Annotated in this window: 18 protein-coding genes; 9 read left to right on the forward strand and 9 right to left on the reverse strand. The window is 36.2% G+C overall.

The window, feature by feature from the left end; all coding sequences use genetic code 11:
* Positions 1-2 precede the first annotated feature (2 nt).
* The 4 genes from GQ589_RS09670 to ubiA all read left to right on the forward strand — a co-directional run bounded on the left by GQ589_RS09670 (position 3) and on the right by ubiA (position 3044).
* Positions 3-617: a DMSO/selenate family reductase complex B subunit gene (locus tag GQ589_RS09670; RefSeq protein WP_160401635.1), complete on the forward strand. Its 615-nt coding sequence runs from the start codon at positions 3-5 to the stop codon at positions 615-617.
* A 1-nt stretch (position 618) separates the two neighbouring features.
* Positions 619-1458, forward strand: coding sequence for a DmsC/YnfH family molybdoenzyme membrane anchor subunit (locus GQ589_RS09675; RefSeq protein ID WP_160425873.1), 840 nt, complete (start codon positions 619-621; stop codon positions 1456-1458).
* Positions 1459-1500: 42 nt separating this feature from the next.
* On the forward strand, positions 1501-2082 hold the full coding sequence (locus GQ589_RS09680) for a molecular chaperone (protein ID WP_160425875.1): 582 nt from the start codon (positions 1501-1503) through the stop codon (positions 2080-2082).
* 134 nt (positions 2083-2216) lie between these two features.
* Complete coding sequence (gene ubiA / locus GQ589_RS09685; protein WP_160425878.1) at positions 2217-3044, forward strand: 4-hydroxybenzoate octaprenyltransferase; 828 nt, start codon at positions 2217-2219, stop codon at positions 3042-3044.
* A 392-nt stretch (positions 3045-3436) separates the two neighbouring features.
* Here the strand turns inward: ubiA and folP are convergent, their stop codons facing one another.
* The 3 genes from folP to rlmE all read right to left on the reverse strand — a co-directional run bounded on the left by folP (position 3437) and on the right by rlmE (position 6951).
* Positions 3437-4273, reverse strand: coding sequence for a dihydropteroate synthase (gene folP, locus GQ589_RS09690; RefSeq protein WP_160412457.1), 837 nt, complete (start codon positions 4271-4273; stop codon positions 3437-3439).
* Between the two features lie 97 nt (positions 4274-4370).
* A complete protein-coding gene (gene ftsH, locus GQ589_RS09695) occupies positions 4371-6239 on the reverse strand; it encodes an ATP-dependent zinc metalloprotease FtsH (protein ID WP_202112554.1) in 1869 nt (622 codons plus the stop codon).
* 85 nt (positions 6240-6324) lie between these two features.
* Complete coding sequence (gene rlmE, locus GQ589_RS09700) at positions 6325-6951, reverse strand: 23S rRNA (uridine(2552)-2'-O)-methyltransferase RlmE (RefSeq protein WP_160412460.1); 627 nt, start codon at positions 6949-6951, stop codon at positions 6325-6327.
* A gap of 97 nt (positions 6952-7048) precedes the next feature.
* Here rlmE and yhbY point away from each other — a divergent pair, with 97 nt between their 5' ends.
* Entirely contained in the window at positions 7049-7345 is a 297-nt protein-coding gene (gene yhbY / locus GQ589_RS09705; RefSeq protein ID WP_160401697.1) for a ribosome assembly RNA-binding protein YhbY, read from the forward strand.
* A 58-nt stretch (positions 7346-7403) separates the two neighbouring features.
* On the opposite strand, the gene greA is transcribed toward yhbY, so the two are convergent.
* Positions 7404-7880: a transcription elongation factor GreA gene (greA, locus tag GQ589_RS09710; protein ID WP_160401698.1), complete on the reverse strand. Its 477-nt coding sequence runs from the start codon at positions 7878-7880 to the stop codon at positions 7404-7406.
* Positions 7881-8125: 245 nt separating this feature from the next.
* On the opposite strand from greA, the gene GQ589_RS09715 reads away from it, so the two are divergent.
* The 3 genes from GQ589_RS09715 (at position 8126) to hslO (ending at position 11118) form a co-directional block, all read left to right on the forward strand.
* Positions 8126-9757, forward strand: coding sequence for a hypothetical protein (locus tag GQ589_RS09715; RefSeq protein ID WP_160412462.1), 1632 nt, complete (start codon positions 8126-8128; stop codon positions 9755-9757).
* Between the two features lie 97 nt (positions 9758-9854).
* Complete coding sequence (hslR, locus tag GQ589_RS09720) at positions 9855-10253, forward strand: ribosome-associated heat shock protein Hsp15 (protein WP_160425880.1); 399 nt, start codon at positions 9855-9857, stop codon at positions 10251-10253.
* 1 nt (position 10254) lies between these two features.
* On the forward strand, positions 10255-11118 hold the full coding sequence (hslO, locus tag GQ589_RS09725; protein ID WP_202115073.1) for an Hsp33 family molecular chaperone HslO: 864 nt from the start codon (positions 10255-10257) through the stop codon (positions 11116-11118).
* 147 nt (positions 11119-11265) lie between these two features.
* Here hslO and tsaA read toward each other — a convergent pair whose 3' ends face one another.
* From tsaA to metN, 4 genes are all read right to left on the reverse strand, one after another.
* The gene (gene tsaA, locus GQ589_RS09730) at positions 11266-11988 is read right to left on the reverse strand and encodes a tRNA (N6-threonylcarbamoyladenosine(37)-N6)-methyltransferase TrmO (RefSeq protein WP_160425891.1); all 723 of its coding nucleotides are present in this window, start codon (positions 11986-11988) and stop codon (positions 11266-11268) included.
* Positions 11989-12099: 111 nt separating this feature from the next.
* Positions 12100-12978, reverse strand: a complete 879-nt coding sequence (gene metQ, locus GQ589_RS09735; protein ID WP_160425883.1) for a methionine ABC transporter substrate-binding lipoprotein MetQ — start codon at positions 12976-12978, stop codon at positions 12100-12102.
* A gap of 14 nt (positions 12979-12992) precedes the next feature.
* Entirely contained in the window at positions 12993-13673 is a 681-nt protein-coding gene (locus GQ589_RS09740; RefSeq protein ID WP_370516499.1) for a methionine ABC transporter permease, read from the reverse strand.
* Positions 13674-13764: 91 nt separating this feature from the next.
* Positions 13765-14796 (reverse strand): methionine ABC transporter ATP-binding protein MetN, encoded by a 1032-nt coding sequence (gene metN, locus GQ589_RS09745; RefSeq protein ID WP_160425885.1) that lies wholly within the window; start codon positions 14794-14796, stop codon positions 13765-13767.
* A 118-nt stretch (positions 14797-14914) separates the two neighbouring features.
* Between metN and gmhB the strand changes: the two genes are divergently transcribed.
* Positions 14915-15451, forward strand: coding sequence for a D-glycero-beta-D-manno-heptose 1,7-bisphosphate 7-phosphatase (gmhB, locus tag GQ589_RS09750; protein ID WP_160401705.1), 537 nt, complete (start codon positions 14915-14917; stop codon positions 15449-15451).
* A 32-nt stretch (positions 15452-15483) separates the two neighbouring features.
* On the opposite strand, the gene GQ589_RS09755 is transcribed toward gmhB, so the two are convergent.
* The gene (locus GQ589_RS09755) at positions 15484-16209 is read right to left on the reverse strand and encodes a DUF4184 family protein (protein ID WP_160401706.1); all 726 of its coding nucleotides are present in this window, start codon (positions 16207-16209) and stop codon (positions 15484-15486) included.
* Positions 16210-16557 lie beyond the last annotated feature (348 nt).

The following is a 16557-nucleotide window of genomic DNA, read 5'->3' on the forward strand; positions in this document are numbered from 1 at the left end:
AAATGCAATATGGATTTTATATTGATTCTTCAAAATGTACAGGATGTAAAACCTGCCAACTTAGTTGCAAGGACGAAAAAGACAACGCATTAGGTGTCCATTTTCGCCGAGTTTATGAATATGGCGGAGGGACATGGCAACAAGTTGATGGTATTTGGCAAAATGATACCTTTACTTATTATTTATCGATTTCCTGTAACCATTGTGAACAGCCTACTTGTGTACAAGGTTGCCCAACGGGCGCAATGCACAAACGCAAACAAGATGGGCTAGTTGTGGTTAATCAAGATGTCTGTATCGGTTGCCGATATTGCGAAATGCGTTGCCCATATGGTGCGCCACAGTTTGACCATCAAAAAAAGGTTATGTCAAAATGTGATGGTTGCTACGAGCGTGTTGAGCAAGGACTCAAACCCGTTTGTGTCGAATCCTGCCCACAAAGAGCATTAGATTTTGATGAAATTGAAAAACTGCGCCAGCGACATGGTAGTGAACGAAATATTGCTCCGCTACCAAACGAAAACCTAACCAAACCGAATATTGTTATCAAACCTCATTCACAAGCGAAAGCCTCGGGCGATACATTAGGACAAATACTCAACCCTGAGGAGGTTTAACATGCATGAATTACCACTGGTTTTTTTTACTGTATTTGGGCAGTTATCCGCTGGCATGGTATGGTTAGGGGGGCTATTTTATTTAGTTAATCGTGACTCAAATCGGAATGCTATTATCCAAAAAATCAATATAATTGCTCTAATTTTTATGGCTATAGGTATGGTGATAGCCTCGTTTCACCTAGGTAAGCCCTTGCGTGCGTTAAATGTGATATTTGGTATTGGGCGATCACCAATGAGTAACGAAATTTTCACCTTTGGCGTATTATTTGGTGTCACCTTTGCATGGGTACTAATAAACTATTATGCATTACATCCGAATACCAATAAATTAAAAATAATCAAAAAGACTTGTTTACATCTCAAGCAAATTCCACATTTAGACCAAATATTGGCGACACTTTTAATTATCATCAGCCTATTTTTTGTTTGGACGATCGTATTAACCTATATGCTACCGACCGTAAAAACATGGAATACCTATTACACTGCTATACACATGTATACCGCCATGCTTGCTTTAGGTGGTGTTGCTATTGCACTATTAGGGCTACCGCAACTGGGTTATATGGCTTGTGTAATAGGAAGCTTATTTATTATTTTATTGAAAGTGCCTTATGCTAACTTAATGGCTACAATCGCGCCGGAACTCACTCATCAACAACAGAACTGGATGATGACCGAATGCATACTATTAATCATGGCATTAATATTAATGACTATCAACATTTGGCAAAAACGCCATGCAACGATCATTTATATTCTTGCCTTTATTGGTATCTTCATTGGCGAAATCAGTGGGCGCATTGCATTTTATAATTTATGGACAATTCCGATGTAATGCATCAGCAATACGATCTATTTATAGTCAGGTAGCGATTTAATGAAAAATAACCAAGCAACGCATCTAGATAAACTTACATCCACCATTTTAGCCAAAGTATTAGGTGCCTTTTTTTATTATCCACCTGATCACCAAACGGTTAAACCGCTCATTGATACCTTATGCCAAATTGAGCATATTACTAACTGGCAAAATACTGTGCTCATTGGTGAACAGTGCCAAATAATCGCCACTCAAATTAACAACCCAGAACTTAATTATCAGTTTTCGCTATTATTTGAAGGGCAGGGTACCATGCCTGCGCCCCCGTGGGGATCGGTCTATTTAGATCAGGAGCAATTATTAATGGGCGAATCGCACGAGCGCTATCGTCAATTTTTACAGCAACACGGGTTAATACTGAATACGGGTATTAACGAACCCGAAGATCAATTTGGATTAATGCTAATAGCTTATGCCATATTGCAAGAAAAGGACAAACCCAAAATAGCAAAACAATTAATTGATGAACACTTATTGATTTGGTCATCAGCCTATTTAGAAAAATTAAAGAAAAATGAAGTAAGCCCATTTTATCGAGCATTAGCGGTGATTGCACAACAGTATCTACATATGCTTTAACTTTCTCTTTATTGCTTTTTAGTTAATAAACCTTTTCCTAACAAACCTTGCTGATGATAGTGATAGTGCGCATTGCAGCTTTTAAGTAACAAGGTATAATCCACTTATTATTTTAAATAGCAAATACATATTTTATGTTAGCGTATATACAATTAATGCGGTTAGACAAACCCATCGGCACTTTACTACTACTTTGGCCAACGCTCTGGGCAATATGGCTAACAGGTCAACCTTACACCTATATCACACTTATTTTTATTTTAGGCGTAATTACCATGCGGGCTGCAGGGTGTGTTGTCAACGACTATGCCGATCGTCATTTCGATGCTCACGTCGAACGCACAAAAAACCGCCCACTAGCTCGGGGTGCATTGACCGAAAAAAGCGCATTATGGACCTTATTTATCCTATTATTTATTGCTCTTTGCCTATTGCTTACCTTAAATAAGCTATCGTGGCTTATTGCATGCATAGCCTTACTAACAGCAATGATTTATCCGTTCATGAAGCGTTATACCCACTTACCGCAAGTCACTTTAGGCATTGCCTTTAGTTGGGGGATTCCTATGGCATATGCAGCCATTATAGAGCAATTCCCTCTCACTTGTTGGTTACTTTGCTTGGCTAATATTTGTTGGATAATTGCTTATGACACGGAATATGCGATGGTGGATCGTAACGACGATATCAAAATAGGCATAAAATCCACCGCCATTTTATTTGGGCGGTACGATAAGTTAATTATTGGAATATTGCAGGTATTAACGATGATTGGGCTATTTATGATTGGCATCATCAACCAGTTATCATTGGTTTTTTATATTGCTTTATTGCTTGTTGCCATGTTATTTATTTACCAACAATGGTTAATCAAAAATCGAGAACGAAAACGTTGTTTTCAAGCTTTTTTAAATAATAATTATGTTGGAATTGTTGTGTTTTTTGGGGTGTTTTTCAGTTAAAAAATCGCTTAAAAAGCGATCAAGAAAACTTCAATAAAATCAATACCTTTCCTGACCGATTTTTTTATCAAAATAATGTTTTTTTTGTTGGTGCATAGAGTGGATTGAGTGCAGAGGTTTCGGACGTTTGGGCTTTGGGTGAACAAAATAGCTACAGTGACAACGTCCGATTTAGGGGATTTTTTGCGAAATCCCCTAAAAACCCCTCGCAAGGCTACAGAATGTGGCCTTCGGCTACCCGACGCCGTAACAAGACAACAACATAACCTTAGGTATTTTTTGTTAGTTGTTTTTATGTTAAAAAGCAATGCAAAAAACCAAAAAAAACGGTCAGGAAAGGTATTGATTTTATTGAAGTTTTTCCGGCGTTTTTTGATCAAAAAAACTATACTTTATTCCCTTTCTGCAAGGGTTGCCTGTACAATTCTCAACGCATCAAATGTTTCTTTCACATCATGCACACGAATAATTTGTGCCCCTTTCATTGCCGCTATCACCGCACAAGAGACACTGCCTAACATTCGTTCTTGCGGTGGGACATTTAGCACTTGTCCTATCATGGATTTTCGTGACATGCCGACTAATAAAGGCAGGTTGTAATGGTGGAATCGTTCAAGCGTTGCTAATAGTCGGTAATTGTGCGCTAGTGTTTTACCAAATCCAAAACCGGGGTCAAGGATGATTTTTTGGCGGTCAATGCCGGCGTTTATGCAGCGTTCGATCTGTTTTGCAAAAAAATCATCAACTTCCTGATAAATATCTTGCTCGTAATGTGGTGCATTTTGCATGGTTTGTGGGTCGCCTTGCATGTGCATGAGGCAAACAGGTAAGCCTGTTTGAGCTGCGGCTTCAAGTGCACCGGGCTCTGTTAAGGCTCGAACATCGTTAATTAGGTGTGCCCCTGCTTTAGCTGATTCAGTCATCACTTGTGGCTTTGAGGTATCAACCGAAATCCAAACATCAAAATAACGAGCAATTTTTTCAACTAATGGCACAACACGGTTTAGCTCTTCATCAATCGATACCTCGGCTGCACCGGGGCGTGTTGATTCGCCCCCTACATCAATAAAGGTTGCGCCAGCTTGAATCATGCTGTCAACACGACGCATGGCGTCATCAAGGTTGTTATAATTTCCACCATCAGAAAACGAATCAGGCGTCATATTAACAATGCCCATGACTTGCGGAAAAGAAAGATCTATTGTCTGATTTTGAAAATGTATTTCCATGATTAACAGCCTTATTCAGGTTATATTATGTGATTGTGTTTATTTATAAGGTATTTTGTCGATAAAAAACGCGCCGTAGCGCGTTGAGTTTGGTTTATTAACTTTCTGATTGTGGCGGCGTGTCATTCCCTTCATTTGGGATCTGCTTTGCTGCCTTTTCGTCGCTGTCGGTCCAGTCATCTGGTGCGGTAAGTGGGCGACGAGCAATTAAGTCTGCGACTTGTTTTGAATCAATGGTTTCGTATTTCATAAGCGCATCTTTCATTGCATGTAATACGTCAATATTTTCCGTTAGGATTTTACGAGCTCGTTGATAATTACGGTCAATAATGGCTTTGACTTCTTCGTCAATGATGCGAGCTGTTTCGTCAGAGATGTCTTTTGGTCGTCCATACTGGTTGTCGTCTGTTTCGTAAAACAGCGGTCCTAAACGGTCCGAAAAGCCCCACTGTGTAACCATGGCTCTTGCATATTGTGTAGCTACTTTAATGTCATTTGATGCACCTGTTGAAATTTTGTTTGCACCATAAATAAGTTCTTCAGCAAGTCGTCCACCATAAAGTGTGGCAATGTCGCCTTCGAGCTTTTCACGACTTTCACTAACACGGTCGCCTTCTGGTAAAAAGAACGTCACACCAAGGGCGCGCCCACGTGGAATGATGGTAACTTTGTGGATCGGGTCATGATCTGGCATTAAGTGACCAATAATAGCGTGCCCAGCTTCGTGATAAGCGGTTGATATAAGTTGTTCTTGAGTCATGCTTAACGAACGTCGTTCGGTGCCCATGTTGATTTTATCTTTGGCTTCTTCAAATTCATCCATGGTGACAAGCCGTTTATTACGACGTGCGGCAAATAAGGCAGCTTCGTTGACTAAGTTTGCTAGTTCTGCACCCGAATAGCCCGGTGTACCTCGTGCTAGGACTGATAAGTCAACATCGGTTCCAAGTGGTACTTTGCGAGCATGTACCGCAAGAATTTGTTCTCGCCCTTTCATGTCAGGCAAGCCAATTTGAACTTGTCGATCAAAGCGTCCTGGTCGTAATAATGCAGGATCTAAAATATCAACGCGGTTTGTTGCTGCGATGATGATGATACCACTGTTAGTTTCAAAGCCATCCATTTCGACCAGCATCTGGTTTAATGTTTGTTCACGTTCGTCGTGCCCACCCATTGAGCCTGCACCACGTTTGCGACCAACGGCATCAATTTCGTCAATAAAAATAATGCATGGTGAATGTTTTCGAGCTTGTTCAAATAAATCACGCACGCGCGATGCGCCGACACCAACAAACATTTCAACAAAGTCAGAACCTGACATGCTGAAAAACGGAACATTAGCTTCGCCAGCAATGGCTTTGGCTAGCAAGGTCTTACCTGTGCCCGGAGGGCCTACCATTAGGATCCCTTTTGGAATTCGTCCACCAAGTTTTTGGTATTTACCTGGGTCGCGTAAAAAATCGACCACTTCAGTTACTTCTTGTTTGGCTTCTTCACTGCCTGCTACGTCGGTAAATTTAGTTTTAACTTGATCTGGGGTTAACATTTTGGCTTTGCTTTTACCCACTGACATCGGTCCGCCTTTACCACCACCTTGCATTTGGCGCATCATAAATAGCCAAAAACCAATAAGTAAAATAATAGGAAACCAAGAGATAAGAATGCTAACGATTAGGTTTGGCCTTTCGTCAGGACTACCATAGACAGGTACTTTGTTACTCAATAGGTCATCCATAAGTTTTTCATCAATATAGGGAATATAAGTAGTATACTCATTATTTTCTTTGGTTTTAGCAACAATTTCACGCCCTTTAATATGCACTTCTTGGAGTTTGCCATTCGTGATATCGGAATTAAATTGGGTATAATTGACTTGAGGGTTACTGTTTGCAATTGAGCTGAATTGATTAAATCCCGCAATCAATACTACAGCGATAATTCCCCAGATCAGTAAATTCTTCACCATGTCGTTCAAAAGAAAAACCTCTCATAAAAATTAACAGTTACGACTAAATTTAACGAAGTATGGTACTACAAAATTGTACAACTGGCTACTTCATACCCATTGCAACAATATAAACTTCTCGAGACCTTGCGCGTGATGCTTCTGGCTTGCGAATTTTGACGGTTTTGAACATGTCTCTTACCTGTTTTAGGTATGCTTCGAATCCTTCACCTTGAAACACTTTTACAATAAAGTTGCCGTTTGGAGCAAGTACGTCTCGACACATGTCTAATGCGAGTTCAACTAAATACATGGCTCTTGGTATGTCAACGGCAGGCTGTCCACTCATGTTCGGTGCCATATCTGACATGACAACTTGGACTTTTTCTTTACCAACACGTTCAAGTAAAGCTTTTAAAACGGCTTCATCACGAAAATCGCCTTGAAGAAAATCAACCCCAACAATTGGATCCATTGGCAGTAAGTCACATGCAATAATACGACCTTTGTTACCAATCAGCGATGCAACATACTGTGACCATCCCCCCGGTGCTGCACCTAAATCAACAACGGTTATTCCGGGTTTGAATAGTTTGTCACTTTTTTGAATTTCTTCTAGTTTGAACCATGCTCTGGATCGCAGTCCTTTTTTTTGTGCTTGTTGCACAAAGCGATCTTTAAAATGCTCATTGAGCCAACGTGTCGAGCTAGCAGAGCGTTTTTTGTTACTCACAGTGAATAAATCCTTAATGTAAAGAGGTCACTTCATTGATTACAAATATATATAAGGGTAGAATAGCAAAATTGCAACTTAATGTGATAAAAATTTAATGAATTTATCGAATAAACAAAAACAGTATTTAAAAAGTGAAGCGCATCATTTAAAGCCTATTGTGATGATTGGTGCTAATGGATTTACCGAAGGCGTACTTGCCGAAATTGATCATGCGTTAAATTTTCATGAGTTAATCAAAATTAAGGTTTCTGCTGAAGACCGCGAAACTAAAAAGCTTATTTGCGATGCGATTATTCGTGAAACAAAAGCATTATCGGTACAATTGGTAGGTTCTAATTTCACGATTTTTAGACCAAGTGAAGATAAAAAAATCACTTTACCTAAATCTTAAATAAAAATAACAGGGCTATTTGCCCTGTTGGTTTATCTGTTGTTAAAGTTGTTCTTTACTAGATATATTCAACTTTAATAATATCAAACTCGACATCACCACCTGGTGTTTTGATTTGTACTGTATCGCCATCTTCTTTGCCGATTAGCCCACGAGCAATAGGTGAGTTGACCGATATCAGGTTTTGTCTATAGTCTGCTTCGTCATCACCAACGATGCGATAGGTTGTTTCTTCGTCAGTTTCGATATTAACGACAGTTACCGTAGCACCAAAAATAATACGTCCAGTGTTTTTTACTTTGGTTATGTCTATAATTTGTGCTTGTGATAATTTGCCTTCAATTTCTTGAATTCGACCTTCACAAAAACCTTGTTGCTCTCTGGCTGCGTGATATTCAGCGTTTTCTTTTAAATCGCCGTGCGCTCTAGCTTCAGCAATGGCAGCTGTGATTTGTGGCCTTTTGACATTTTTTAGCTCTTCTAGTTCAGCACGTAATAGTTCAGCTCCCTTTACTGTCATTGGGATTTGTTTCATCGAGGTATCTCCAGTTTTTACTTATTTAATAAATAAAAATAACTATCCCTTAGTTTAATTAAAAGAAAAAGGGAAAGTGAATTGTTTTATTGATTATTTAAAAATTTCATAGCGAATTCCTATATATTAACTGCAAAACTTGCTGAATAACAAATCATTTATACCTAAAATGAGATGCTATTTTGATTAAAATCGGTTATCGTAATGTAATTATTAGCTGTTTATTATAATAATTACATTTATTTATGCGACGATTACGATTTTATATAATCATCTTCTTAACCATTATTTGGTTTTTGGTTTTATTGTCTTATTTTGCCATACAAACTTCCTTCGGAGCTAAAATAGTTAGTCAACAATTATCCAAATTGAGTTCTTATACAATTTCAATCGGTAGTGTTCGTCACTCTTTTTCAAATTTCTATGAATTAGTTTTTGATAATGTTATTGTAAGAAATGATAGACAAGAGGTTGTTCATGTACCAACATTAGTCATAGGATTGGATAAAAATCGTCTCTGGCAATTAAACCATTTTAATTATGTTATTGTCATTAATGGTACCATTAATCATGTCGATAAAGATGGTCAATTTAGCCATTATAGCTTTTCAACAAATACACTAAAATTAGTTGATTCAACCGTTAATATTTCAGTTAATAGCGGGCAAGATAGGATTTCATTTACACAGCTAAATGGTGGTGTTAAACCATTTTCGTTATCAACGGGTTCGTTATCAGGGGAAGATAAATATCAATTTGATTTTACCTCGCAAGCTGTATCGGTCAATCAAATTCCAATTAAATCATTGCTTATTCAAGGATTCCATTGTGATGGTATTACGACAGTGACTAATTTAGGTGCTAATATTGATAATGGTTTTTTTGTTGGTAAATTAAAAATACTTGCTGATAAGCATTTAAATGTCGATCAGCTACAGCTATATAATATTAATTTGCAATCAACTGATGATGATTTTTGGAATAGGTATTCTCATATTCTGCCAAATTTGACGATCAAGCAATTATCAATATTTGAAAGTAGCATTCAGGTGCCTAATTTTTTAATTGAAAAAGGTAATGTTGAAGCAACTAATCTGAGTTATGATGAGCAGTGGCATTTTGATCAAAGTGCTTTTGTTTTTAATGCTGATCATGTTGTTTGGGATGATGAGAAGTTTGCGTCGGTATTAATTCAATTATCATCTAATGATGAAGAAGTGGAGATCAAAAAAGCACTAGCAAAATGGAATAAAGGCGGTATAAATTTTATTGGGAAGTGGAAAGATAACACTTTACATCTAGAGCAATTAACATTATCAAATATTAATTATCAGCTTCCTGAAAAGCTGGAACTGTTGGCATTACCGAGTATTTTTAAAAGTATCAAGATAGATAAACTTACCGTTTTACAAAGTTTGATAATTAGAAAATATAGCGATTTTCCTTTCACGTTATATAACTTTCAGGTTTCGGGTACGGATGTCGTTTTAGCGAAAGATCACAAATTAGGTCTCTTTTCAGGATCGACTTCTTTTAAATCTGAAAAAGGATCGTTTAATCGAGTTGATATTAGTTATCCTGATATGGTTTTAAAATTTGATGCTGAAAATCGTGCTTTGTTAACGTTTAGTACATTAACGAGTGGAGGGATGATCGAGTCAAATACAAAAGTTGATTTATCACAAAATGAACCATTATCTTTGCAATTAAATGCTTATGGTGTAACCAGTTCACTGTTAGAAGACTGGAAATTACTAAAACAGCCTCCAACCGCTATGAATTATTCGGTTAATTTACAAGGCAAATTACAGCCATTTAGTTTTTCAGGTGTATTTTCTACTGATGGCAATAATTATATTATTAAGCATGAACATTGATTTTTACAAAAGTATTCTTATATAACTGGTTAAGATGTTTAAGGTATTATGTGTCTTTGAGTGTGAAAGGCTTGATAATAAGTGGTGTGAGGATGTAATGGTTCTTGTTCGATTAGATAAATGGCTTTGGACCGCAAGGTTTTATAAGTCACGAGCATTAGCCCGAGAAATGATTGAAGGCGGTAAAGTGCATTATAACGGTCAACGTACTAAACCAAGTAAAATTGTTGAAGTTGGTGCGACTGTAACGCTTCGTCAAGGTTCGGATCAAAAAACAATTCAAATTTTAGCCATCAGTGAACAACGAAGAACTGCCACAGAAGCTCAGCAACTTTATCAAGAAACTTCAGATAGTATTGCTAAACGTGAAGCAATAGCACAAGCTCGTAAACTTAATGCATTGACAATGCCTCATCCAGATAGAAGACCAGATAAAAAGGAGCGGCGTGATTTGATTAAATTTAAATATGATAGGCAACAAGGTGACAACAGTTAATATGGATACTTTAAATCGATTTTTATTTGATAATCATCCTATTCGTGGTGAAATTACCCGTCTTGAACAAACATACCAAGCGGTGTTAGATAATCATACTTACCCTGTTGCTGTACAAAATTTACTTGGTGAATTATTGGTTGTAACCAGTTTATTGACTGCAACACTAAAATTTGAGGGTGATATTGCGGTTCAGTTGCAAGGTGATGGGGCGTTATCGTTAGCTGTTGTTAACGGTAATGATCAACAACAGCTACGAGGAGTTGCTCGAGTTAATGGTGAAATTGCTGATGATGCAACACTCAAAGATATGGTGGGTAATGGCTATATTGTTATTACTATTACACCTAAAAATGGCGAGCGCTATCAAGGTATCGTTGGGTTAGAAAAAGATACGCTTATTGGTTGCATCGAAAACTATTTTATGCAATCAGAGCAGCTTCCTACCCGTTTATTTGTGAAAACTGGTGTTCACAATAATAAGCCAATGGCCGCAGGGATTTTATTGCAAATTTTGCCAGCTAATGATGATACGGCTGAATCATTTGAGCATCTAAGCGCATTAACTGAAACAATTACGGGTGACGAGTTACTACAGCTTTCTACCGATGAGATTTTATATCGTTTATATAATCAAGAAGAAGTGCGTCTTTTTGAAACACATGATATTACTTTTAAGTGTGGTTGTTCACGTCAACGTTGTGAAGATAGTTTAATGACATTATCCACTAACGAAATTGATGAAATCCTGAAAGAAGATGGCGGTAATATTGATATTCATTGTGATTATTGCGGAAAGCATTATTTGTTTGATTCTATCGATATTGCTGAAATAAGAAATAGGCATAAGGTTAATTATCATTGATCTTTAATGTTTCACTAAAAAACCACTAAAATTATACATATAATTTTAGTGGGAAAGTGAAGGGTAGTAATGAACAAGCCTTTTTAACCGTTTTGTGTGTGTTTTGAATTATATTTATAAATCAATTCATTACTCTAATTAAAAATTTTACTTACCGTTTATATCTTCCTCATAAATATGTTCAATAATGGCGTGATTATTGGTGATTTTCCATTTTATATTAAAATGGTACAGTGTGATTCCATAGGTTTGTTCGAGACTATTGTTTTGTTTGTACGCAGGCCTTGGATCTTGAGATATCACTTGGGTAATTAGGTCGGTAAGTTGAGGATAGTTCTGTTTTTGTAAATCTAATATTAATTGTGCTTTTTGTGAAAATTCAACGGTTAATTTTTCATCGGGAATAGATTGTGCATATCCTGCAAAGGCATCAGGATGGCTGTCACAATAAGGTAGGTAAGGTTTAATATCAATAATTGGTGTGCCGTCGACTAAGTCAAGGCTGCCTAATTTCAATATGATCTGTTTGTTTTCAATGACGATATCTTTTAATTCAACAGCTGAAAGACCAATATGATTAGGTCTAAATGGTGATCGGCTAGCAAATACGCCCATTGTTTTGTTACCACCTAAACGCGGTGGACGAACGGTTAGTCTCCATTTTTCTGGATCGATATGGTGAAATAAAAATAATAACCATAAGTGAGAAAACTGTTCTAATCCTTTAACACTAATGGGATCGTTATAAGGTGCTAACAAATGAAGTTCCCCTTTCCCAGCACTGACTAAGTTGGGTTGTCTTGGAACAGCAAATTTTTCACTATAGGGGGAGCGGATAATGCCGATGGGGTTAATTTGATATGTCATAATCCATATTTGATTGAATTTATTCTATAGCTTGTTATTTCTATATGATAGCAAAGTTAATATCGTCAACTTAAGCCGACGATATTAAGGTAAATAAATCTTTGTTACTTATTATTACCAACCGCGAATCGCACCACCATTAAAGATTTGATTTGCTTTTTCAGCTACAGCCTCAGTTTGGTAAGATTTAACAAAGTTTTTGACATTTTCATCATCTTTGTTATTTTCACGAGCAACGATGATGTTGACATATGGCGAGTCTTTGTCTTCAACAAAAATTCCATCTTTACTTGGTGTTAAATTGACTTGTCCTGCAAATGCATTGTTGATGATTGCTAGATCAACTTGAGCATCATCTAGTGAACGTGGCAACATTGGTGCTTCAAGTTCAATAATCTTATAGTTGTAAGGATTGCTGGTAATATCAAGAACTGTTGGTAATAGACCTTTTGCGTTATCAACCGTAATCATTCCTTCGTGTTGTAATAATAGTAATGCTCGACCTAAATTTGTAGGATCACTTGGAATGGCAATCGTTGAATTGGCTGCAATAAAAAATGTTTCACCACGCGGTGAAGTTACTTTTACGCCTTCACCGGTTTCTTCTGATTGATTAATTGGTTTGAGTTTTTTGGAATAACTTGCAATAGGGTAAACAAATGAGTTACCAACTACAGATAATTTATAACCGCGTTCTTTGATTTGTTCATCTAAAAAAGGCTTGTGTTGGAAAGCATTTACATCAATTAAACCATCATTTAATGCTTGATTAGGTATAACATAATCACTAAAAGTAACAAGTTCAACATCTAAGTTATAAAGATCTTTTGCTTGTTGTTTAGCAACTTCAGCTACTTCTTGTTCTGGTCCTGAAATAACACCAACTTTAAGAGCACTAACTTGAGTTTTATCGGTTGGTTTGTTATTGTCACAACCCGTTAAAAAAAATGCACTCACTAATGTGGTGATAAGTGCTAACTTTTTGATTGACATAATTTTCTCCAAATTTATTGATGAGACACGTATTTAACAATTTTATTGCCAATAAATTGAATAATAAAGACAATAATAACCAATATCACTAAAAATATATTCATCATATCATAGTTGTGACCTTCATACCCGAATCGTTTCGCTAGATCACCAAGGCCTCCTGCTCCTACGGCTCCAGCCATGGCAATATAACCTGTTAGCGTTATTAACGAGATCGTCATGCTATTAACAATTACAGGTAATGACTCTGGTAATAAAACTTTGTAGATAATTTGTAACGGTGTAGCGCCCATAGAGCGAGCAGCTTCAATTAATCCTTTTGGCAGATCAAGTAGTGCATTTTCAATCATTTTGGCAATTAAAGGGGCAACACCTATGCTCAGTGGTACAATAGCTCCTTCCCTACCAAGATAAGTCCCTTTACCTGTTAAAATTTCCATTATTTCCATTGTAAATGGTTGAATCCAGACAATTAATATAATAAAAGGAATTGAGCGGAATACATTTATTACAAAAGAAAGAATGTTATGTATTATATGATTTCCAAGTATATTTCCTTTTCGAGTTATATATAACATGATACCTAACGGTAAGCCAATTAATGTTCCATAAAAACCAGATAAAAAAATCATATAAATGGTATCATCGGTTGCTTCTGCTATTTTGAATAATACCGGTCCATTTAGCCCTTTAATTGATGAACAAAATGCAACAAAATCGCTCCAAAAATTATATTGAGCTAAGTATCGAAATAAAGATTCGAAAGGTTTAAAAGAGGGAATAAAATCAAACATAACCTAGTACCTCTACTTTGGTATTATTGTTTTCCAAAAACTGGATTGCCGACGAAATACTTTTAGGATTACCATCCATTTGGGCTAGCATTAAACCAAATTTAACACCACCAGCATAATCCATTTGCGCGCTAATAATGTTACTTTCGATACTAAATTCTTTGGCAATTTGTGATAACAAAGGTAAATCAACCGAAACGCCCGTGAATTCTAAGCGAACCAGAGGATTAAGGCCCTCTTTAGGGTTTTGAGATAATCTTGCTAAATAATCGTCAGGGATATTTAGGTGTAAAGTTGATTGTATAAACTGTCTTGCAATATCGGTTTTAGCGTGGGAAAAAATTTCGCCGACCGATGATTGCTCCACTAATTCGCCATTACTGATAACCGCGACTTGATCGCAAATCTGTTTTACTACGTCCATTTCGTGCGTAATTAGTAAAATAGTAAGCCCTAATTTTTGATTAATATCTTTCAATAATTTCAAAATAGAACGGGTTGTTTCGGGATCGAGTGCGCTAGTTGCTTCGTCGCATAAGAGCACTTTGGGGTCACTAGCTAAAGCTCTTGCAATCGCAACGCGCTGTTTTTGCCCACCTGATAAATTAGCAGGGTAAACATTTGCCTTTTCAGTCAATCCAACTAATTCAATAAGCTCGTTAACCTTTTGTTTGATTTTGGCTTTAGGGGTTTTATTGAGCTCTAGTGGAAAAGCGATATTATCAAAAACAGTGCGTGAGGAAAGTAGATTAAAATGTTGAAAAATCATACTAATCTTTCGACGTACTTCAATTAGCTTTCTGTTTGATAGGTGAGTGATTTCTTGATTATCAAAAAATATTTTACCACTAGTTGGTTTTTCAAGTAAGTTAACACAACGGATAAGAGTGCTCTTTCCTGCCCCTGATTTACCAATAACACCATAAATCTTTCCTTGTGGAACATGTATAGTGATGTCTTTTAATGCATGAATAGGGGTTTTATTATGTTCAAATATTTTCGAAATATGTTGTAATTTTATCATAATATATAAAGGCAAAAGATGAATGGATGAATATTAAGACGTCTAGACATCTAAGTCAATCAATAATATGCTATATGAATTAGAGTAATACCTAAAGTTAAAAGGAAAAAAAGTAAATATGAAGCCCGCTATTTTTTTAGATCGAGATGGTACTATTAATATAGATTATAATTATGTACATACAATTGATAAATTCCACTTTATTGATGGTGTGATTGAGGCGATGCAAGAGCTCAAGAAAATGGGCTTTTTATTAGTCATTACAACCAATCAATCGGGGATTGCCAGAAATATATTTACTGAAGAACAATTTCATACATTGACTGAATGGATGGATTGGTCATTACAAGATCGTGGTGTTGATTTAGATGGCATCTATTATTGTCCACATGATCCGCTAATTGATAATTGTGAATGCCGCAAACCAAGTCCGGGTATGATTCAAACAGCAGCTAAAGAACTAAAAATTGATATTGCTAATTCCTATATGGTTGGAGATAGAGTGTCTGACTTATTGTCGGGTAAAAAAGCTGGCGTTAAAAAAACTGTGTTAGTAAAAACGGGCGATACCATAACAGAAGAAGCATTAGAACAAGCTGATTGGGTTATTGATAGTTTGGCTGATTTACCCAATAAAATAAAAGAAAAATCATAACTTTCTAAAATAATACTATCCTAATACGGCGTTTAAAATAAACGCCGTGTAATTCTCATGATAGGTGGTGCTAATATTAATCCCAAAAATAGTGCATTAATAAAGTTCACTACATTTTGGCCAAAAGTATGAATGGTCTTGGTGAAAAAAAGAGAAAAACAACTTATAACGATCATCATCACCAATCCCCAATATAGAAAACTAATCGTATTTTTCTTATCAATCATGATTGGTAATCTAAGAATAAAGATGCATATTAAACTCATTCCTACCAAAGTGCTTCCATGTTGTAGTAATTGGTAGATAGGAATATCTGTATTTTTTAGTGAAATTGGTTGTTGCAAAAAAGGAAGGTGTTTTACAAAAAAGCCAGTTAAGTGAGTAAAACTGTCCCAACCAATATGTGACAATATGCCTATTAGTGCAGATGTTAAGACAATAAACCAATGATGCAAGCAATATTGCTTCCAGTTCAGCGTTAGATAATGAGCAAATCGTTTATAAAGGAAATGAGGCAAATTCTTGATTAATTCATTACGAATAATGGAGTGAAAGATAAAAGCAACAATTAATGTTATTGGCAGATCAAAATAAAAAATACCAAGTAAAGTATGGCTCATATCACTTTTTATTTTCATTCTAAGAAAATATTCAAAGTCAGGGGACATGCTACCTATAATTAAGGTTGTCATGGAAAAAAACTTAGTTTTTTTATAAAAAGGTAAAACAATTGCAGGATGTGCGAAAGTAAAAGGCATATGAAAAATCCATCCTAAAATAAAAAGTTGGACTGAAGCAGACATGACATAATTGACATAATAAATAATAAAAAAGAAAATTTGTATAGAATTAGTTTATTTTCAATACAGCATGTGCAAAAAAAGCACAAACAGAAATAAAATTGCAATAATCGCTTGCATGATTTTTTTAAGGTCCTATAATGCGCACCCACTGACACGCAGTCAGCATAAAGCAGGCGGCGAATAAGGTCAGTGAACAAGGTCAAAAATTTTAAAAAAAGATCTTGACGAATAAAAAAGGTTGGCGTAGTATACGCAACCCTTGAGACAGCGAAGTAAAGCGACGAAATGTTGAGTTAATTAAAC

The organism is Gilliamella sp. Pas-s27, from assembly GCF_009795865.1.
In the GTDB taxonomy this organism is placed as follows: Bacteria; Pseudomonadota; Gammaproteobacteria; order Enterobacterales; family Orbaceae; genus Gilliamella.

Bases quoted from the DNA above. Each gene is read 5' to 3' on its own strand.
- ftsH (WP_202112554.1), bottom strand. From the start codon at position 6,239: ATGGTGAAGAATTTACTGATCTGGGGAATTATCGCTGTAGTATTGATT.
- metQ (WP_160425883.1), bottom strand. From the start codon at position 12,978: ATGTCAATCAAAAAGTTAGCACTTATCACCACATTAGTGAGTGCATTT.
- yhbY (WP_160401697.1), top strand. From the start codon at position 7,049: ATGAATTTATCGAATAAACAAAAACAGTATTTAAAAAGTGAAGCGCAT.
- hslO (WP_202115073.1), top strand. From the start codon at position 10,255: ATGGATACTTTAAATCGATTTTTATTTGATAATCATCCTATTCGTGGT.
- ubiA (WP_160425878.1), top strand. From the start codon at position 2,217: ATGTTAGCGTATATACAATTAATGCGGTTAGACAAACCCATCGGCACT.
- GQ589_RS09675 (WP_160425873.1), top strand. From the start codon at position 619: ATGCATGAATTACCACTGGTTTTTTTTACTGTATTTGGGCAGTTATCC.
- GQ589_RS09670 (WP_160401635.1), top strand. From the start codon at position 3: ATGCAATATGGATTTTATATTGATTCTTCAAAATGTACAGGATGTAAA.
- GQ589_RS09755 (WP_160401706.1), bottom strand. From the start codon at position 16,209: ATGCCTTTTACTTTCGCACATCCTGCAATTGTTTTACCTTTTTATAAA.
- GQ589_RS09715 (WP_160412462.1), top strand. From the start codon at position 8,126: ATGCGACGATTACGATTTTATATAATCATCTTCTTAACCATTATTTGG.
- metN (WP_160425885.1), bottom strand. From the start codon at position 14,796: ATGATAAAATTACAACATATTTCGAAAATATTTGAACATAATAAAACC.
- GQ589_RS09680 (WP_160425875.1), top strand. From the start codon at position 1,501: ATGAAAAATAACCAAGCAACGCATCTAGATAAACTTACATCCACCATT.
- gmhB (WP_160401705.1), top strand. From the start codon at position 14,915: ATGAAGCCCGCTATTTTTTTAGATCGAGATGGTACTATTAATATAGAT.
- folP (WP_160412457.1), bottom strand. From the start codon at position 4,273: ATGGAAATACATTTTCAAAATCAGACAATAGATCTTTCTTTTCCGCAA.
- hslR (WP_160425880.1), top strand. From the start codon at position 9,855: ATGGTTCTTGTTCGATTAGATAAATGGCTTTGGACCGCAAGGTTTTAT.
- greA (WP_160401698.1), bottom strand. From the start codon at position 7,880: ATGAAACAAATCCCAATGACAGTAAAGGGAGCTGAACTATTACGTGCT.